The 17,505-nt window shown below is 45.9% G+C and carries 13 protein-coding genes; 12 read left to right on the top strand and 1 reads right to left on the bottom strand.

What is annotated here, in order from left to right; all coding sequences use genetic code 11:
- The 6 genes from G395_RS0100645 (at position 1) to G395_RS0100670 (ending at position 9,562) form a co-directional block, all read left to right on the top strand.
- Positions 1 to 1,464, top strand: a complete 1,464-nt coding sequence (locus tag G395_RS0100645) for a SusD/RagB family nutrient-binding outer membrane lipoprotein (protein WP_026628273.1) — start codon at positions 1 to 3, stop codon at positions 1,462 to 1,464.
- A gap of 235 nt (positions 1,465 to 1,699) precedes the next feature.
- A complete protein-coding gene (locus tag G395_RS0100650; protein ID WP_157486500.1) occupies positions 1,700 to 4,855 on the top strand; it encodes a SusC/RagA family TonB-linked outer membrane protein in 3,156 nt (1,051 codons plus the stop codon).
- An 11-nt stretch (positions 4,856 to 4,866) separates the two neighbouring features.
- Positions 4,867 to 6,447 carry a SusD/RagB family nutrient-binding outer membrane lipoprotein gene (locus G395_RS0100655; protein WP_026628275.1) on the top strand — a complete coding sequence of 527 codons (1,581 nt, stop codon included), beginning with the start codon at positions 4,867 to 4,869 and terminating at the stop codon, positions 6,445 to 6,447.
- A gap of 10 nt (positions 6,448 to 6,457) precedes the next feature.
- Positions 6,458 to 7,363, top strand: a complete 906-nt coding sequence (locus tag G395_RS0100660) for a BT_3987 domain-containing protein (RefSeq protein WP_026628276.1) — start codon at positions 6,458 to 6,460, stop codon at positions 7,361 to 7,363.
- A 122-nt stretch (positions 7,364 to 7,485) separates the two neighbouring features.
- Positions 7,486 to 8,730 carry a pyridoxal phosphate-dependent aminotransferase gene (locus G395_RS0100665; protein WP_026628277.1) on the top strand — a complete coding sequence of 415 codons (1,245 nt, stop codon included), beginning with the start codon at positions 7,486 to 7,488 and terminating at the stop codon, positions 8,728 to 8,730.
- Between the two features lie 43 nt (positions 8,731 to 8,773).
- On the top strand, positions 8,774 to 9,562 hold the full coding sequence (locus tag G395_RS0100670) for a queuosine precursor transporter (protein WP_026628278.1): 789 nt from the start codon (positions 8,774 to 8,776) through the stop codon (positions 9,560 to 9,562).
- Between the two features lie 17 nt (positions 9,563 to 9,579).
- Here the strand turns inward: G395_RS0100670 and G395_RS0100675 are convergent, their stop codons facing one another.
- Positions 9,580 to 10,344 (bottom strand): TrmH family RNA methyltransferase, encoded by a 765-nt coding sequence (locus G395_RS0100675; RefSeq protein WP_026628279.1) that lies wholly within the window; start codon positions 10,342 to 10,344, stop codon positions 9,580 to 9,582.
- On the opposite strand from G395_RS0100675, the gene tamL reads away from it, so the two are divergent.
- From tamL to secG, 6 genes are all read left to right on the top strand, one after another.
- Entirely contained in the window at positions 10,344 to 12,812 is a 2,469-nt protein-coding gene (gene tamL / locus G395_RS0100680) for a translocation and assembly module lipoprotein TamL (RefSeq protein WP_229203897.1), read from the top strand. The genes G395_RS0100675 and tamL overlap by 1 nt on opposite strands.
- A gap of 134 nt (positions 12,813 to 12,946) precedes the next feature.
- Positions 12,947 to 14,431 carry a tRNA (N6-isopentenyl adenosine(37)-C2)-methylthiotransferase MiaB gene (gene miaB / locus G395_RS0100685; RefSeq protein WP_026628281.1) on the top strand — a complete coding sequence of 495 codons (1,485 nt, stop codon included), beginning with the start codon at positions 12,947 to 12,949 and terminating at the stop codon, positions 14,429 to 14,431.
- Positions 14,428 to 15,732, top strand: a complete 1,305-nt coding sequence (locus G395_RS0100690) for a sigma-54 interaction domain-containing protein (RefSeq protein WP_026628282.1) — start codon at positions 14,428 to 14,430, stop codon at positions 15,730 to 15,732. The genes miaB and G395_RS0100690 overlap by 4 nt, the downstream gene beginning before the upstream one ends.
- 19 nt (positions 15,733 to 15,751) lie before the next feature.
- The gene (locus G395_RS0100695; RefSeq protein WP_229203898.1) at positions 15,752 to 16,276 is read left to right on the top strand and encodes an LptE family protein; all 525 of its coding nucleotides are present in this window, start codon (positions 15,752 to 15,754) and stop codon (positions 16,274 to 16,276) included.
- A 52-nt stretch (positions 16,277 to 16,328) separates the two neighbouring features.
- Positions 16,329 to 16,985, top strand: a complete 657-nt coding sequence (locus G395_RS0100700) for a DUF8458 domain-containing protein (protein ID WP_026628284.1) — start codon at positions 16,329 to 16,331, stop codon at positions 16,983 to 16,985.
- Between the two features lie 81 nt (positions 16,986 to 17,066).
- On the top strand, positions 17,067 to 17,465 hold the full coding sequence (secG, locus tag G395_RS0100705; RefSeq protein ID WP_026628285.1) for a preprotein translocase subunit SecG: 399 nt from the start codon (positions 17,067 to 17,069) through the stop codon (positions 17,463 to 17,465).
- Positions 17,466 to 17,505: the final 40 nt, after the last annotated feature.

Genomic DNA, 17,505 nt, shown 5'->3' on the forward strand with positions numbered 1-17,505 from the left:
ATGAAAAGATTAATCATTTTCTTTCTCCCGATCCTGCTGATGACCGCCTGTGTCGACAGCTTGGACGACTACAATGTCGACCAGAAGCGTCCTTCGGAGGTGCCGCCGGTGACGTTGTTCTCTAATGCACTAAAAGGGCTTGCTGATACACTTACCAGCCCTAACGTGAACGTAAATAACTATCGCTTATATGTACAGCAGTGGGCAACAACCACTTATCTGGATGAGCCTCGTTACAATGTAACAGCACGTACAGTTCCCCAGGCTTTCTGGCAGGGACTTTATAAAGGTGTGATTTCGGATTTGAATGAAGCGCGCCGATTGCTGAATGCTGATGAGTTCATCCTGCCTGCAAACAGAGATGTGCAACTGGCACAGATTGAAGTTGTAGAAGTGATGGCTTGGGCCGCACTTGTAAATACTTTTGGCAACATTCCTTACTCGGAGTCTTTGAATCCGGATAATGTATTGCCTAAATATGATGACGCAAAAACAGTATACGATGATCTGCTGGCCCGTCTGGACGTTGCTATTCCAAAATTCACTGCACCCGGTACACCATTTAGCAATGGCGACCTGCTTTATGAAGGAAACAAGGCACAGTGGGCTAAGTTTGCCAATTCATTGAAACTGAAACTGGCGATGATTATTGCGGACAGCGATCCTGCAAAAGCGAAAACACTGGTTGCACAAGCTGCTCCGAATGTTTTCACTTCGAACAACGACAACGCTGCATTCCCATACATCAGCACGCCTCCCAACTACAACGTGATTGCTCAAAACCTGAACCCGTTGTATTCAAGCCGTCAGGATTTCGTAGCTTCTGCTACACTTGTAAATCCTTTGAAAGAACTGAAAGACCCAAGGCTTCCTGCGTTTTTCACTCCTAACGAAGATGGTGAATATGTAGGTGGAGCTTATGGTTTTTCTAACACATATTCTGCTTTCTCTCACGTGGGAGACAACATTATCGAGCCGGATCTGGAAGGAATATTGTTGGATTATGCGGAAGTTGAGCTATTGCTGGCTGAGGCTGTTGAAAGAGGCTTCATTACCGGTTCTGCTGCAACACATTACAACAAAGGTGTTGGCGCTTCTATCGAATACTGGTTGGATAACATCGGCACTCCTGCTGCGGAAATTACAGCTGCAACAACTGCTTATCTTGCACAACCAAAAGTAGCTTACGCAACCGCTGCTACTAACTGGAAAGAAAAGATCGGTTTCCAGAAATGGCTTGCATTGTACAACAGAGGATGGGAATCATGGGTTGAATGGAGAAGATTGGATTATCCAAAATTGCTTCCTCCGACAGGTGGTAACGCCCCTGCCGGACTTGCTATCCCTGTTAGAATGATCTACCCGATCAACGAGCAAACGCTGAACGGTGCAAACCGCGAGTCGGCTGCAACAGCAATCGGCGGTGACCTTGTAACGACTAAATTATGGTGGGATAAGTTCTAATTAAACTTATTGACATTGATTAAAAAGGGGACATTTTGTCCCCTTTTTTTTTATGCCCAATCGTCAAAGCACCGAAACATGTTTTAAATTCTGGACCTTATACTATTTGTAAAATTTTCTCAGCAGAAACTGCTATACAGACAAATTTTAATTTAGAAAAGGTGACTTATTAATTGCAATTGTCTAAACAATAATTATTTTTACGTTAAGCATTTTTTATAACAAACCTAACTTAATGAAACGAAATCTACTACTCTTTTTGGGAGGGTTGCTGCTGCTCTGCAGTCAGGCTTTCGCCCAAAGCAGGGAGGTGACCGGGACGGTTACTTCCAAGGACGACGGGTCACTTCTTCCCGGCGTATCAATCAGAATTGCCGGCACTAGTACCGGAACACTATCCAATGATAAAGGCGAATACAGCATTAATGCGCGCCCGGGTCAAACACTTATCTTTTCTTTTGTCGGCTTCCTAAACCAGGAACTGAAAGCACCTGCATCCGGAACGCTCGATGTTGTTTTAGCACTGGATGAACTGGCACTGAATGAAGTCGTGATTACTGCCGGCGGTCTTACGGCGCAACGCCGCGAGCTGGGTAACCAGTCTACCACTGTCAAAGCGCAGGACATCGTGCAAGGCAAACCCATTAGTGTGGCGGCCAGCCTTGCGGGCCGTGTGCCGGGCTTGCTGGTTATGGGTGTAAGCAGCGGGGTGAACCCGAATTACCGTCTGGTACTTCGCGGTAACCGCTCATTGACCGGTAACAACCAGGCACTGGTTGTAATCGACAACATTATCTCAACAAACGATATCCTGGGAAACCTTAACCCGGAAGATATTGAAGATATCCAGGTTTTGAATGGTGCAGGTGCAGCCGCATTATATGGATCCGATGCTTCCAATGGTGCCCTTATTGTAACCACTAAAAAAGGAAAATCGGGCGTAACGCAGTTCAAAGTATCCAACACCACAACACTTGAAAAAGTAAGCTTCCTTCCTCAGCTGCAAAACGGTTTCGGATCGGGAACAACACCGGATGATGTACCTACGTATACGCCTTACGAAAACCAGCAGTATGGTCCGGCATACGACGGATCGATGGTGAACATTGGTAAGCCATTACAGGATGGCTCTATTCAATCTGTTCCTTATTCAACCAAAAATTTCCGCGAGGACTTCTGGAACACAGGTGTGGCTAATCAAACTGACCTAAGTGTTACGACTGGTGATGAAAAAGGCACATTCTACTTGTCAGCACAGTATTTTGATCAAAAATCAACTGTTCCATATGACAAGTATAAAAGATACAGCGTACGTGCGAACGTGGTGCGTCACATTTACAAAAACCTGACTGCATCATTTAACACAAACTTTATTGCTGGTCGTACTGCACAAAGCAGCCTTACCGGAAATGCTTATGAGAATCTTCTAATGTCACCTGGCCAGGTAGATGTCACCAAATATGAAGATTGGCAGAACAATCCTTTCGCGAATCCAAACGGATATTTCAACGAATATTACCATAACCCCTACTTTACATTGTCCAACAACCGCTGGGACCAGCGCAATGACTATCTGCAGGGTAACATGGAATTGAAGTGGAATCCTGTGAAACCATTGACTTTCACATACCGCGTGGGTATGAGCGGACGTAACCTTTCCGGGAAAGTGTATACCAACAAATTCACTTTTACAGATTATACAAAGAGCATCTCAGGAAGCTCCAAAACAGATGTAGCTGGTTCAGTTGTAGACTACGCTGGTTACACAACACAATTCGTAAACGATTTTCTAGCTGAATTCAGAACGAATCTGACCCCTAATTTCAACCTGAATATTGCCTTGGGAACAACTGTTCGTGAAAATGCAACAAAGGCAATGAATGTGGTAGCAAATGGTCTGGTGATTGACGGACTTTACAATGTTGGGAACAGCTTGAACCCACCAATCGCCAATGAAGGAACTTACAAAGCACGCCAAATTGGGGTTTATGGAGAAGCCCGCCTTGGTTTTAAAGAATTCCTTTACCTGCACGTTACTGGCAGAAATGACTGGCGCTCAATCCTGGCTAAAGAAAACCGCTCATTCTTCTATCCTTCTGCCGACGTTTCATTCATAGTAAGCGATGCGATCCCTGCACTTTCAAATTCTGAATTCCTGGAAAGTCTAAAGCTGCGTGCAGGTTATTCGCAGGTTGGACAGGTCAACTTGGGCAATAACAGAGAGTTTGGTCCTATTCCTTTGAACAACCTTGGTGCTTACTCACTGAGCAGCACATTCTCGCAAGGTTTTGGTTACCCTTATACAAGCGGCGCTGGTTTTGTACTGGATAACACCCTTGTTTCTGCCGACCTGAAACCTGAAATTACGACAGGAATTGAAGGTGGGATTGATTTTGAATTTCGTCCATGGAGCATTGGTGGTGGTATTACATACTACAAGACCAACACGGTTGACCAGACCATTACAGTTTTGATCCCAAACTCTACAGGTTACGGATTTTTAAGAACGAACATCGGAGAGGTTGAAAATAAAGGAATCGAAGCAACATTGCGTGTCACTCCGATTAAGACTGCTTCGGGACTAACGGTTGACCTGGGTGCCAGCTACACTTACAACCAGAACAAAGTGCTTTCGCTGTCTGCACAATCTAACGAGTTAAGTGTCGGTACATCTGGTTCCGCCGCAAGAGTAATAGCAAAAGTAGGCTCTCCTTTCCCACTCCTTCAGGTAACAGATTACAACCGAGATGATCAGGGAAGAATTATTGTTGATGCAAAAACTGGTTATCCGTCTACCAATGGCACGTTTAATGATGTAGGCATCACCAATCCGCCCCATATCCTGGGTGTAAATGGAGGCATCAGCTTTAAAAAGCTAAGACTGAACTTGCTGTTTGAATATCGCAACGGACATTACATTTACAACTCTGTTTCCGGCGGATATGACTTTTCTGGTGCTGGTGTACGCACAGGTTGGTACAACAGAGATCGTTTTGTAATTCCAAATTCATCATACCAAAATGCAGAAGGCGAATATGTTGAAAACACCAACATTGCCGTAAGAAGCGGTGGTGCTGATTTCTGGACTGATGGAACAAGAAATACTAACATTGGCCGGAATTTTACAAATTCAGCAGGCTTCTGGAAGCTGCGCGAAGCATCCATCGGTTACGAGTTGCCTGCCGGATTACTTGATAAAACGAAAGTGATCAAAGGTGCAAGCATCAGCGTTCAGGGAAGAAACCTTTTCATTTGGGCTCCAAAATCAAATCTTTACACAGATCCTGAGTATAGCTCACTGGGGGCAGACAACAACGCAGTAGGTTTTACAAGCCTTGGACAAACGCCACCTGCGCGTTACTTCGGCGGCACATTATCATTAACATTCTAATTTAAACAATAATGAAAAAATATAATATCAGTTGGATGTTGGTGCTGTTAGTCACAGTTCTCTCATCTTGTAGTGATTATCTCGATATAAACACCAATCCCAACCAGGCTACGAGTGTACAACCACTGTTGGTTTTGCCTGCCGCCATTACCGGCACGGCTTCGGTAGCAAGCCAGTATAATAGCTATGGCGCACATTTCGGTGGTTATATGGCGAATGCGGGTGGCTTTTCGGGATTTGGTAACTTGTTTAACTATCAGCTGATCCCGGACAATTACAATGCACTGTGGGTAAATTCGTATGACAACCTGAACGATTATAAATATGTGATCGATCAGACGGAGGGTGACGATACGCAGGCTTATGCCAATGCTGTTGCCAACATTATGGTTGCTTATAACTTTCAAAAATTAGTCGATGCATTCGGAGACATTCCTTACACAGAAGCTTTGCAGAATAATGCAAACCTGACGCCGAAGTATGACGATGCAGCAACTATTTATCAGGATCTGGTGACAAGACTCGACGCAGCGATTGCACTGATAGATGCAGCAGAATTTCCGACAGCACTGAACTCTTCGTCAGACCCTATGTTTGGCGGGGATATGGAAGAATGGAAAAAGTTTGCCAACACGATTAAACTTCGTATCCTGGTCCGTGTTTCGGGGGTGCCAGCACTTTCTTCTTTTGTAACGACAAAATTTGCTGCACTGGACAAAACACTCGGTTTCATTACCGACGATGCAATCGTTAATCCTGGATATGTCAAAGACAAGCCAAATCCACTTTGGAACGCTTGGGGCTATCAAAGCACCGGAACACTTGCCCCACAAGCTCCATCACGGCTTCCCTCGGAATTCGCTTTCGGATTTTATAAAGGTCAAAAGCTGGAGGACATAGGAAGAGGTGAAGTGATCTACAAAAACTTCGAAACAAACACGCCTGTGAACCAGCTTGGAAACGAAGTGGATGCGCCAACGATCATTACCAACTATTCTACCTGGTATACCGGCACATTCAGCAGCGCTTCCAGCATTAGCAATGCACTCGGCGTATTGAAAGGACCAAGCCAGGGACAAGTGCTGATGCTGCTCGCCGAAGCCCAGTTCTTACAGGCAGAAGCAAGATTGAAAGGTTTCATCACAGGCGATTTTGCTGCAAGTTTCGACGCGGGTATCGCCGCATCGTACACTTATCTGTACAAAGATGTGACCAATGTGGTTGCAGCTGGAAAGAATGTAACGGCAGACGTTGCTGCTTACAAAGCAGGAAATGCAGCCAGTTATCTGGTGAACATCAAACTGGCCACAACACCTGCTCAGCGCCTGGAAGCGATCATCACGCAAAAATGGATTGCAGTCAATATGATCAATTCTGAGGAAGGTTATAACGAATTCAGAAGAACAGGCTATCCGGTTACACAGCCAAACGGTGACGGTTATCACAACATCGCCTCCATGCTGTCTACATCCACACGTGCCGACAAGCTGCCTTCAAGAATTCTCTACCCAACCTCCGAGCAGTCGTACAATGCTGGAAATTACAGAGTGATTAACCCATTTACTGATTTGATCTTCTGGGATCCTAACTGAAAAATCTGATATGAAATATTCAATGAAAATAGCAGGCCTCTTCCTCTTCGGTATGGCCGTAACATCATGCCTGAAAGACGACATGAACCTGGATCCGGACATATCGACGAATGTGGTCGAGTTTAAAAACCCGTCCAGCTTTGTATCGCCTTCCGGCAGCACTTACTCACTTTACTCTCAATCGTTTGACCTGGCTGATGAAGCCGATTATCCCATTACGGTGAGTTACTCGGGAGCGGATGTTGCGCCTGAGGATATCACAGTAACATTGGGTGTGGACACAGCGGCAGTAACGCAGTACAATACTGAACAGGAGGAAGCATTCGAAGCCATAACGCCGGACCTTTACACCATTCCCGCAACAGTGGTAATTCCAAAAGGACAGCGCAGAGCTGAGGTCGTCATTAAACTGAAACCTTCGAAATTCGATTTTGCTAAAAGCTACGTGCTTCCGATCCAGATTAAGTCGGTTTCGAGCGGCATTGTGAGCGGGAATTTCGGAACGATCCTGCTGGCAGTGAAGGCGAAGAACATTTACGATGCCACTTATGCTGCAACCGGATACGTGTATCACCCGACTGCGCCAAGAGCTGTTGCAAAGGACAAACCAATGGTTACGGTTTCACCAACCACAGTTTCCGTTGAATTAGGCGATTTGGGTGGATCTGGGTACAATGCCAACCTGACCATTGATCCAAAAACCAATAAGGTGACGATAACACCGGCAGCAGGAGCTGCAGGAGCGCCTTATACACAGTTCGACAAAGAACTACCAGCGCCTTACAAGTCAGCCTGGGCGGGAGCATCCAAAGCAAATAACACGTACGATCCGGCAACCAAAACCTTCTATCTGAGATATGGTTACATGGGCGGCAATGGATGGCGTGTTACCGAGGAGATCCTGGTTCGAAAATAAGAATTAAAGATAATGCACTTCCTTATTACGTAATAGTTTGAAATTAGCTGGTCTGTCTCGGGCCAGCTAATTTTTTTTATGATTGAATTTTTTAACTTTGGAAGTTATCCTATCTCAAAACAATGGAATTTCTAAAAAGCCAGCGCCTGAACAACCTCAAATATGAGATCCGCGGCGCTACGTATCAAAAAGCATTGGAGCTGGAAAGCCTTGGTTATAAAATCCATAACCTGAATATCGGCAACCCGGCCCCGTTCGGATTTGATTCTCCGGACGAAATTGTTCACGATATCATCATGAATCTCCGCAATGCGCAGGGCTATTCAGATTCCAGAGGATTGTTTGCGGCCAGAAAGGCAGTTATGCATTACACGCAAACGATTGGTATACAAGATGTTGAAATAAATGATATTTTCATAGGCAACGGTGTAAGCGAGCTGATCCTGCTTTCCATGCAGGCATTGCTGAACCCTGGGGACGAGATCCTGGTGCCTTCACCGGATTATCCGCTCTGGACTGCGGCCATTGCATTGAGCGGAGGCACGCCCGTGCATTACGTATGTGATGAAGAGTCGGACTGGAATCCGGATCTGGACGACCTGGAAAAGAAGATCACTTCAAAAACCAAAGGCATTGTCCTCATTAATCCAAACAATCCAACAGGCGCTGTTTACGAAAAGGATGTGCTGACACGCATTGCCAGAATTGCAGAAGAACACAGCCTGATCATTTTCTCGGATGAGATTTATGACAAAATCCTTTATGACGGGGCCGTACATTATCCGATGGGCACGCTGGTAACCGAAACACTTTGCGTTTCCTACGGCGGCCTTTCCAAAAATTACCGCTCTGCCGGTTTCCGTGGCGGGTGGATGATTTTGAGCGGTGCCAAGCAAAAAGCGAAATCTTATCTTGAAGGAATTTTGCTGCTGGCTAGCATGCGTCTTTGTGCCAATGTGCCCACGCAATATGCAATCCAAACTGCATTGGGCGGTTATCAGAGCATTAAAGAACTGGTTGCCCCCACCGGCAGGCTGCACAAGCAAATGAACCTGGTTTACGACCGGCTGACTTCCATTCCAGGCATAACCTGCGTAAAACCGAAGGGTTCGTTATATGTTTTTCCAAAAATCGATCTGAAAAAGTTTGGCTTGAAAACAGACGAGCAGTTTGTTTATGACTTGCTAAGCGATCAAAAAGTGCTTGTAGTGGCCGGAACAGGCTTCAACTACATTTCCGACGATCATTTCAGGATCGTTTTTCTGCCAACGGTTGATGAACTGAACCAGGCGATGGACAAGATCGAATTCTTCCTGGAAAATCACCGCATTCTGTCGTCGAAAACCGTCGAAGACGTCATTGCCTGATAGCCGCATAACCCTTTCCTAACAGCAGTTTTTGTCACATTAAATGACCGTAGAGAATATTTCCAACCAGGAAGCCAAGCGGCAGCGGCTGTTTTTATTGCTGTGCGGGATTTTTTTGACAAATGCGCTGATCGCTGAGATCATAGGGGGAAAGATATTTTCGGTAGAAACGCTGCTCGGCATTGCGCCGGCGCAGCTGCCAATCGGAGGACAAAAACTTGATTTCAACATGACGGCCGGTGTGATCAACTGGCCCGTCGTTTTTATTACTTCCGACATTATCAATGAATATTTTGGCAGAAAAGGGGTGAAACGCATTTCATTTCTGACGGCCTGCTTCATTGCCTACACGTTCATCACGGTGCTCGCGGCGACAAATTTGCCACCGGCGCAATTCTGGCTGGACATCAACAACACAGACAAGGCGGGCAATGTTTTCAATATCAATGATGCGTTTTCCAAGATCTTTAACCAGGGACTCGGCATAATGATCGGCTCGATCGTTGCATTTTTGCTGGGACAGTTGCTAGACGTTTCGGTTTTTTCCTGGCTGCGCCGAAAGACGGGCAGCAAATACATCTGGCTCAGAGCAACGGGTTCTACCATGTTTTCACAGCTCGTCGATAGCTTTGTGGTGATTACCATTGCTTTTTATGTATTTGGAAACTGGGACCTGAACCAGATATTTGCGGTCGGCACCATTAATTATTTATACAAAGGCGCTGTCGCGATCCTGCTGACGCCGCTGCTTTACATTGCCCATTATTTTATCGATGGCTATCTCGGCAAAGAATATGCAGAAGAGCTTTCGCATAAAGCTGCTCATGAATAAATGGCGGAACGCCGATACTAAGCCGGAATATGGACCTGCCGCCTGAGATTATCCAGCATGACGGCCGTTGCAATGCCTACATTCAATGATTCTGCCTCTCCTACCCGCGGAATTGTAATTTTATTGGTCACAAATTTCTCAACTGCACTGCCAATTCCATTCGACTCGTTACCCATGACAATGTAACCTCCGGATTGGGCAAAACTAAAATCGTACAGCGATTCGCCACCCAGAAAAGCGCCTATTACCGGTTTTCCAGCGGCATTTCCAGCCAGGTAGGAAGTCAGGTCTGTGTAAAACAGGTTAATCCGCGTAAATGAGCCTTTGCTGGCGGCAATCACTTTGGGGTTGTAAACGTCCGTTGTGTCATTGGAACAAATGATTTTTTTGATCCCGTACCAATCCGCGATTCTGATGATAGAACCGAGATTTCCCGGATCGCGGACGTCGTCCAAAACGAGCACATATTCTGAATTCGCGGGAGACAAAAACTCATTTTGCTTCGTTTTAGCAACAGCCAGGCAGGAATCGTTGGTTTGAAAAGATCCAAGACCTTCCAGTTCCTGCATCGTTACCGTTTCTGTGATAGTTTGATGCCCGCTTAAAATACTTGCGTATTTTTGCTGAAATTCCTGCGTTATTAACACAAATTCAATGTTAAAATCGGAATCCAGCAATTCCAGCACACTCTTGGCGCCTTCCACAATAAAAGATTGGTGAAGCTGCCTGTACTTCTTGATTTTAAGCGAGTTAATATACTTTATACGATTTTTTGACAGCATTGAATATTAATTGTAAAATTACATATAGCTGGTATTTCTTCCTGATTTTTGTGGGATTGTCGTCTTGTGCGCCCAAGCCCGCCTCCCAATCCAAGAGCTATTATCTTGGCAATTCTTCCATTAAAGGCAATGAGGTCATTAATGATTCCGAACTGGATGCGCTCATCCCTCAAAAACCGAACAGACGCCTTCTGGGCCTGCCTTTCTTTCCTTATGTTGGTCTTTATCGCTTTGGTGAGCTCTTTTACAACCGCGAAGAAAAACAGCGGAAAGTAATTGAAATCACACAAAAATATCAAAATGAATCCCGCTTAAACGAAAATTCTCCGCGGAAGCTCGAAAAGATTCAGCGGCGCTACTCAAAGAAACTGGAAAAAGCACAGACACGTGTGGACGAAGGAAATTTCTGGATGCGCGTGCTGGGTGAAGCGCCCGTGTATTTCAATGCAGCCGAGATAACTCAGAATGCAGAGAAAATGCAGCGATATCTTTATAACAACGGCTTTTTCGAGGCATCAGTTACCGCGAAACCGGATACGATCATTAACCGGGTCAGGGTCAACTATTTTGTAACGGAGAAACGGCCGACGATGATTCGTGACATTGAATATCAAGTCCGCAACAACATGGCCGACAGCATTATCAGCGCCAGCAATAAAAACCCGGCGCTGCAATCAAAAAAACGTTATGACGGCGATGCGTTTGAAGAAGAGCGGATCAGAATTGAGACGTTGCTACGGAACCAGGGTTACCTCGGTTTTTCACGCCAGAATATTTCTTACCTGATCAACGACACGATCACTAATGCCGCCACGGACACTTTTTTCAAGTCGGTGGATGTAAAAGTGAAGGTGGATTTGCCGGGTACGATCAGGAACGGCGAACGTTACAAGATCAATTCCGTGCATTTTGAAGTGCTGCCGCCGTCGGGCTCCGCGGATTCTGCTTATGCAAGAAAAGACACCGTCAATTTTCGGGGGATCAATTATACTTTTTCTGATAAAAGATTTGCAACCCGGATTTTAGACAGCAAAATTCAGGTCAGGCCGGGCGCTATTTACAGCCAGCAAAAAGAACGCGATACGCAGCAGCAACTCTCCCTGACTGACCAGTTCCGCTTTGTGAATTACACCTACACGCTTGATTCTACGGGAACTGGCGTTAACAGTTACTTTAAAGTCATTCCGCTCGAAAAATATCAGATTTCCACTGACATTGGTTTGAATGTGATCCAGCTGCAAGGTGCGCCGGGGCCGTTTGCCAACCTATCCTATAAGATTCGAAATGTTTTCAACGGGCTCGAAAACTTCGAAGCCAACCTCCGCGGCGGGATCGAGCTTGTTCCCGGATTTTTGGGCAACAGCTCAATTTATCGCAGCGAGGAAATTGGATTAAACACCTCCCTAACCTTTCCAAGACTGCTTACGCCCGGGAGTTTACTGCAAAAGCAAACCGCAGGCTACAACCCGAGAACTCAGGTTGGATTTGGCTACAATTACATCAACCGCCCGGAATACACGCGGACGAATGTGAAGGTGGCAATGACCTATTCCTGGCAGCCGACGAGCAAAACATTGTTCAACCTATCGCTCGTTGACCTTAACATTCTCAACACCCAAAACACACGTGCAGATTTCCAGGCGTTGCTCAAAGACCTGCAAAACCAGGGAAACAACCTTTATACCAGTTTCAGAAGGTCGTTTGTATCTGATATCAATTTCAACTTCACTTATAACACCAATGCGCTGATAGGCCCTCAGAAAGATGCACATTACTTTCGCGTAGCGCTGGAATCGGGCGGAACGTCGTTGAATGTTCTTCCCAAGCAGGAAAATCTGATCAAAACCGTGTTTGGTGACAGTCTTCAGTTTTATAAATATCTGCGCTGGAATGCGGATTATCGTCGTTACTGGGCAACCGGCAGACGTTCGGCCTTTGTGGCGAGGGTTAATGCAGGTGGCATTTACAGTTATGGCGACAACAAAGTCCCGCCTTATGAAAAATATTTCTTTGCCGGCGGCTCCAACAGTCTTCGCGCATGGCTTCCGCGCCGCTTAGGACCGGGCCGTTCAGTTCCTAAAAAAACACCAACCGGCCTGACCATTGAATCGCCGGGTGAATTTTTGTTGGAAGCCAATCTGGAATGGAGGGGTTATCTGGCTAAGTTCTTCGGAGATCTCAATTATGCTGTGTTTTTGGATGCGGGAAATGTCTGGAACCTGGGAGGCGACGCAACCGAGTTACAGAAACTGGAAGCGGATAAATTTTTAAAAGACATTGCCATCGGAACCGGCTTCGGGATCCGTTATGACCTCTCCTTTTTTATCCTTCGCTTCGATTTCGGGATCAAGGTCTATGATCCTGCATTGCAGCGGTTTGTGTTGGATGAACTACAATTCAACAAGCTTTTTAACCGTACGCAATCCAATTTCCTAAACATTAACCTCGGCGTTGGATATCCTTTTTAAGGTTTTTTATGACTGCTGCTTAGTATGACAGTTTGTCAGTTTTTACCAGATTCTTTCTATATTTGCAATCCCGAAACTTCAAATCGGCAGTCCTATGCCGTAAGTTTCTTTTCAAAATTTGTTAAACCCCTTTCATGGAAAATAGAATTGCAGAGACTTTGAAAATATTGACTGAGGAGGACAAAGTTGCCTGTGAGACAGTCCGTATTTCCGAAAATGAACCGGCTTTTAACAAAAAACGACTCTTTATTGAAAGTTACGGCTGCCAGATGAATTTCGCAGACAGCGAGATTGTGGCGTCCGTCATGCGTGAAGCGGGTTTTGCAACCACTTCCGATGTTGATAATGCAGATCTGATATTTTTAAACACTTGCGCCATCCGCGACAATGCCGAACAGCGCGTCAGGACGAGATTAAGGCAGCTTAATGTTATAAAAAAGAAAAAGCCGGGCACATTAATCGGTGTGCTGGGTTGTATGGCAGAACGCCTCAAAGCGAAATTGCTGGAAGAGGAAAAGATGGTTGACATTGTCACCGGACCCGACGCATACCGCGATCTGCCGCGATTGGTGGAAGAAGCCGAAACAGGACAGAAAGGTGTGAACGTATTTTTGTCAAGAGAAGAAACCTACGCTGACATTTCCCCTATCCGACTGAATTCCAATGGCGTGACTGCATTGGTCTCCATTATGCGCGGCTGTGACAATATGTGCAGCTTTTGTGTAGTGCCTATGACGCGAGGCCGGGAACGCAGCCGGGATCCTTTCTCGATTGTAAAAGAGGCGCAGGATCTTTTTAATGATGGTTATAGGGAAGTTACGCTGCTGGGCCAGAATGTGGACAGCTATAAATGGCAAGCGCCAAACAGCGTCACCGCCATCTCCACCAATGTTGATAATGGCGCATTGGAAACCCAGGTGAACTTCGCGCAACTCCTGGAAATGGTAGCGCAGATCAGCCCGGAATTGCGGGTCAGGTTCAGCACTTCGCACCCGAAAGACATTACGGATGAAGTGCTTTATACCATTAGAAAGTACGATAACATTTGTAAATACATTCACCTTCCGGCGCAACATGGCAACAGCCGCGTACTGGAAATGATGAACCGGACCTACAACCGCGAATGGTATCTCGAAAGAATCGACAGCATCCGCCGGATCTTGGGTGATGAATGTGCGATTTCCCATGATATGATCGCCGGTTTCTGTTCGGAAACGGAAGAAGAGCACCAGGATTCACTTTCGCTGCTGGAATATGTGCGGTTTGACTTCGGCTATATGTTTGCCTATTCCGAACGCCCGGGAACATTGGCTGCCAAGAAATATCCGGATGACATTCCGGCGGACATTAAGCAGCGGCGACTTGCAGAAATCATTGATATACAACAAAGAATTTCCCTGGAACGCAACCAGAAGCTGATCGGCACCGTGCAGAAAGTGCTGGTTGAAAACACTTCCAAGCGATCTGTAAATGACTTTACAGGACGCAGTGACCAGAATAAAAGAGTCATATTCCCCCGCGAGAATTTCAAAGTAGGCGATTATGTCGACGTTTTAATTACAGACACGACCGCTGCGACGCTTCGCGGTTACGCGGTTGAAAAAGTACCCGTTTCATGAATCCAGCTGAAATACAAGCAATAAAGAACCGTTTTGGAATAATAGGCACTTCCCCGGGACTGAATCACGCGATCAACGTTGGTGTGCAGGTTGCCGCCACTGACCTCACCGTGCTCATCACCGGCGAAAGCGGCAGCGGAAAGGAGTCTTTTTCCAAAATTATCCACAGCCTCAGCTCTCGCAAACACGGGCCTTTCATCGCCATCAACTGCGGTGCCATTCCCGAAGGAACGATTGATTCAGAGCTTTTCGGTCATGAAAAAGGTGCATTTACGGGTGCATTGGATTCAAGAAAAGGATATTTTGAAACAACGAATACAGGGACCATTTTCCTGGATGAGGTTGGAGAAATGCCCCTGGGCACGCAGGCGAGGCTTTTACGTGTCCTTGAAAATGGAGAATATATCCGGGTAGGATCTTCCAAAGTTTTGAAAACCAATGTGCGTGTTGTAGCAGCGACCAACGTGAATCTACTGGATGCCGTAAACAATGGAAAGTTCCGTGAAGACCTTTACTATCGTTTAAATACGGTCCCCATTTACGTTCCGCCGTTAAGGGATCGTGGTGAAGATATTTTGTTGCTATTCAGGAAGTTTACCAATGATTTCTCGGAAAGATACAGGACAAAACCCGTGCGGTTGGATTCGGAAGCACGCGACCTGCTGATGCAATATGCGTTTCCCGGCAACATTCGCCAGCTCAAAAATATAGCCGAGCAGATCACGATCCTGGAAACTGATAAAGAACTGCCCATTTCCCGCGAAACATTAAATAATTACCTGAATCCCGTTCAGCCAGCAGGGAGAAAAGCACTGATTACGCTACGTTCCGGTGAAGATCCGGCGGGCAGCTCGTTCTCTGAAAGGGAATTGCTGTATAAGGTGCTTTTTGATATGCGCAGGGACATGACAGAGCTTAAAAAGCTGGTCCGTAGTGTTTTGGAAAATGAAAAGTATGGAGGCGAAATCCTGAAAGACCATCAGGAATTGTTCAGCTCATTGAACACGGCTGAGCCCGCAACACATTCGCACACGCCAACCCTGGAACCCGCACGCCTGCTTTCACCTGTGCCTTCGCGCACGGTTGATCTGGACAGATATTCAGACGAAAGAAGTGAAATTGAAGACGTTATGCACGTCACGGCTGAGGAAGAATCCTTATCGCTCGAAGACAAGGAAAAGGAAATGATCATCAAGGCATTACGGAAGAATAATAACAAACGAAAATACGCTGCAAGTGCATTGGGCATCTCGGAACGGACGTTATACAGGAAAATTAAGCAGTATGACATTGAAGAATAGAATAAAAAGCATTTGTACAATGCGCGTTTCGACAAACACCAAAAGGTTGCTAACCCTCTTTTTTGTCCTGCATTGCTCCATTTTCATGTCGGGCTGTGGCGTTTATTCTTTTACCGGGACCAATTTATCGCCGGATATCAAGACATTCAGCGTGCTCAATTTTACGATGGGAACTGCGGGTGGACCGTCGGATCTGCCGCAAAGACTTACGGAGGAATTGAAAGAATATTTCCAGCGTAATACGAGCTTGATCAGTCAGCCTGGTGGTGGCGACCTGGTTCTGGAGGGTTCAATTACAGGTTACGACGTGCTTGCTGCCGCTCCTACCGCGAACGACCAGGCCGGCTTGAACCGCTTGAATGTCACCGTTCAGGTGCGTTACACCAATGCAAAAGACGAAACCAAGAATTTTGATCAGTCGTTTACTTACTATGCCGACTTTCCTCAGGATCAAACGCTTAACCAAAATGAAGCACGGCTTCTGCCTACGATCCGGGAAAATTTAGTGCAACAGATCTTTAATAAATCTGCCGCCGACTGGTAGTAGATTATCGTTTTGTCTAACTTCAATTTTTATTTCAACTTTCAAGGTCCATATGTCCATCATTGAAAAGGAAGCTTTCAGCAATCTGGTCAAACATCCTCACGCAGCAGGCACGGAGGTGATCGAAGCGCTTGAAGCGACGATTAAGGCATTTCCTTATTGCCAGATTTCCTATTCTTTATTGGCGAAGGCATCCAGTGTTGCCGGAACGGAGAAATTAGACGAGACCCGTCCGCGTGCAGCGGCTTACGCATTGAGCCGGGTTGCATTACAGCAGCTTGTAGAAAGTGACACGGAGCGTTACGACGCAACGGTTAACATTGAAGAAGTGATCGAGGCACAGGAAAAATCGGTCCCGCAAAATGGTGAAGATATCCTGATCAGCCTGGTTGAGCAAGAGACAGTAAGCTTGCAAAACATTGTTTCCGAAGAGCAGAAACGGCAGCAGCAGATTATCCAGGGTTTTATGAAGAAGAACCCGCGTATCATTCGTCAGGATAACAATCTGGAACCTGTTGCCGTTGATGTCAGCGGGCGCGTTGCAGAGTCGGGCGCAGGAAGCATTGAAACCGAAGCTTTTGCAAAAATATTGGTACGACAAGGCAAGATTGAAAAGGCAATTGACCTGTATCAAAAATTGATCTTGAAAAAACCAGAAAAAAGGAATTACTTTGCGAAAAAATTAAGCGAGTTATATCGTATGAACTGAAAAGTTTAAAATATTCAGTCATCGCACCGGCGACCCGGTCGCTCATTCAGTCATTCAATCATTAATAAATAGTCATAAGGCATGTATTTGGGTTTAATTATCTTGGTTGCGATCATCGCTGTTTTGTTGATCCTGGTTGTATTGGTTCAAAATTCAAAAGGAGGAGGACTTTCCAGCGAGTTTAGCGGAGCGGGAACTACCCAAATGTTCGGTGTTAAAAAGACAACCGATTTATTGGAACAAATCACCTGGGGACTTGCAGGCGCTGTTATCCTGATTTCTCTTGCTTCATACATTATCGTTGGCGGAACCGCACAAACGGGCGGTATTAACAGTGTCAATGTTGATAAGGCTCAAAATACTGTAATCCCTGGCGGAAACATTGCTCCTGCACCAGCTCCGGGAGCGGCGGCTCCTGCAGGAGGCGAAGCAACGACGCCTGCTGTTACACCAGCAGCACCAGCGGACAGCTCAAAATAAGATATTCAAGACATTAAAAAAGGCTCATGATTTGCATCGT

It is taken from the genome of Dyadobacter alkalitolerans DSM 23607 (assembly GCF_000428845.1).
GTDB classification, from domain to species: domain Bacteria; phylum Bacteroidota; class Bacteroidia; order Cytophagales; family Spirosomataceae; genus Dyadobacter; species Dyadobacter alkalitolerans.

Bases quoted from the DNA above. Each gene is read 5' to 3' on its own strand.
- G395_RS0100645 (WP_026628273.1), top strand. From the start codon at position 1: ATGAAAAGATTAATCATTTTCTTTCTCCCGATCCTGCTGATGACCGCC.
- G395_RS0100650 (WP_157486500.1), top strand. From the start codon at position 1,700: ATGAAACGAAATCTACTACTCTTTTTGGGAGGGTTGCTGCTGCTCTGC.
- G395_RS0100655 (WP_026628275.1), top strand. From the start codon at position 4,867: ATGAAAAAATATAATATCAGTTGGATGTTGGTGCTGTTAGTCACAGTT.
- G395_RS0100660 (WP_026628276.1), top strand. From the start codon at position 6,458: ATGAAATATTCAATGAAAATAGCAGGCCTCTTCCTCTTCGGTATGGCC.
- G395_RS0100665 (WP_026628277.1), top strand. From the start codon at position 7,486: ATGGAATTTCTAAAAAGCCAGCGCCTGAACAACCTCAAATATGAGATC.
- G395_RS0100670 (WP_026628278.1), top strand. From the start codon at position 8,774: ATGACCGTAGAGAATATTTCCAACCAGGAAGCCAAGCGGCAGCGGCTG.
- G395_RS0100675 (WP_026628279.1), bottom strand. From the start codon at position 10,344: ATGCTGTCAAAAAATCGTATAAAGTATATTAACTCGCTTAAAATCAAG.
- miaB (WP_026628281.1), top strand. From the start codon at position 12,947: ATGGAAAATAGAATTGCAGAGACTTTGAAAATATTGACTGAGGAGGAC.
- G395_RS0100690 (WP_026628282.1), top strand. From the start codon at position 14,428: ATGAATCCAGCTGAAATACAAGCAATAAAGAACCGTTTTGGAATAATA.
- G395_RS0100695 (WP_229203898.1), top strand. From the start codon at position 15,752: ATGCGCGTTTCGACAAACACCAAAAGGTTGCTAACCCTCTTTTTTGTC.
- G395_RS0100700 (WP_026628284.1), top strand. From the start codon at position 16,329: ATGTCCATCATTGAAAAGGAAGCTTTCAGCAATCTGGTCAAACATCCT.
- secG (WP_026628285.1), top strand. From the start codon at position 17,067: ATGTATTTGGGTTTAATTATCTTGGTTGCGATCATCGCTGTTTTGTTG.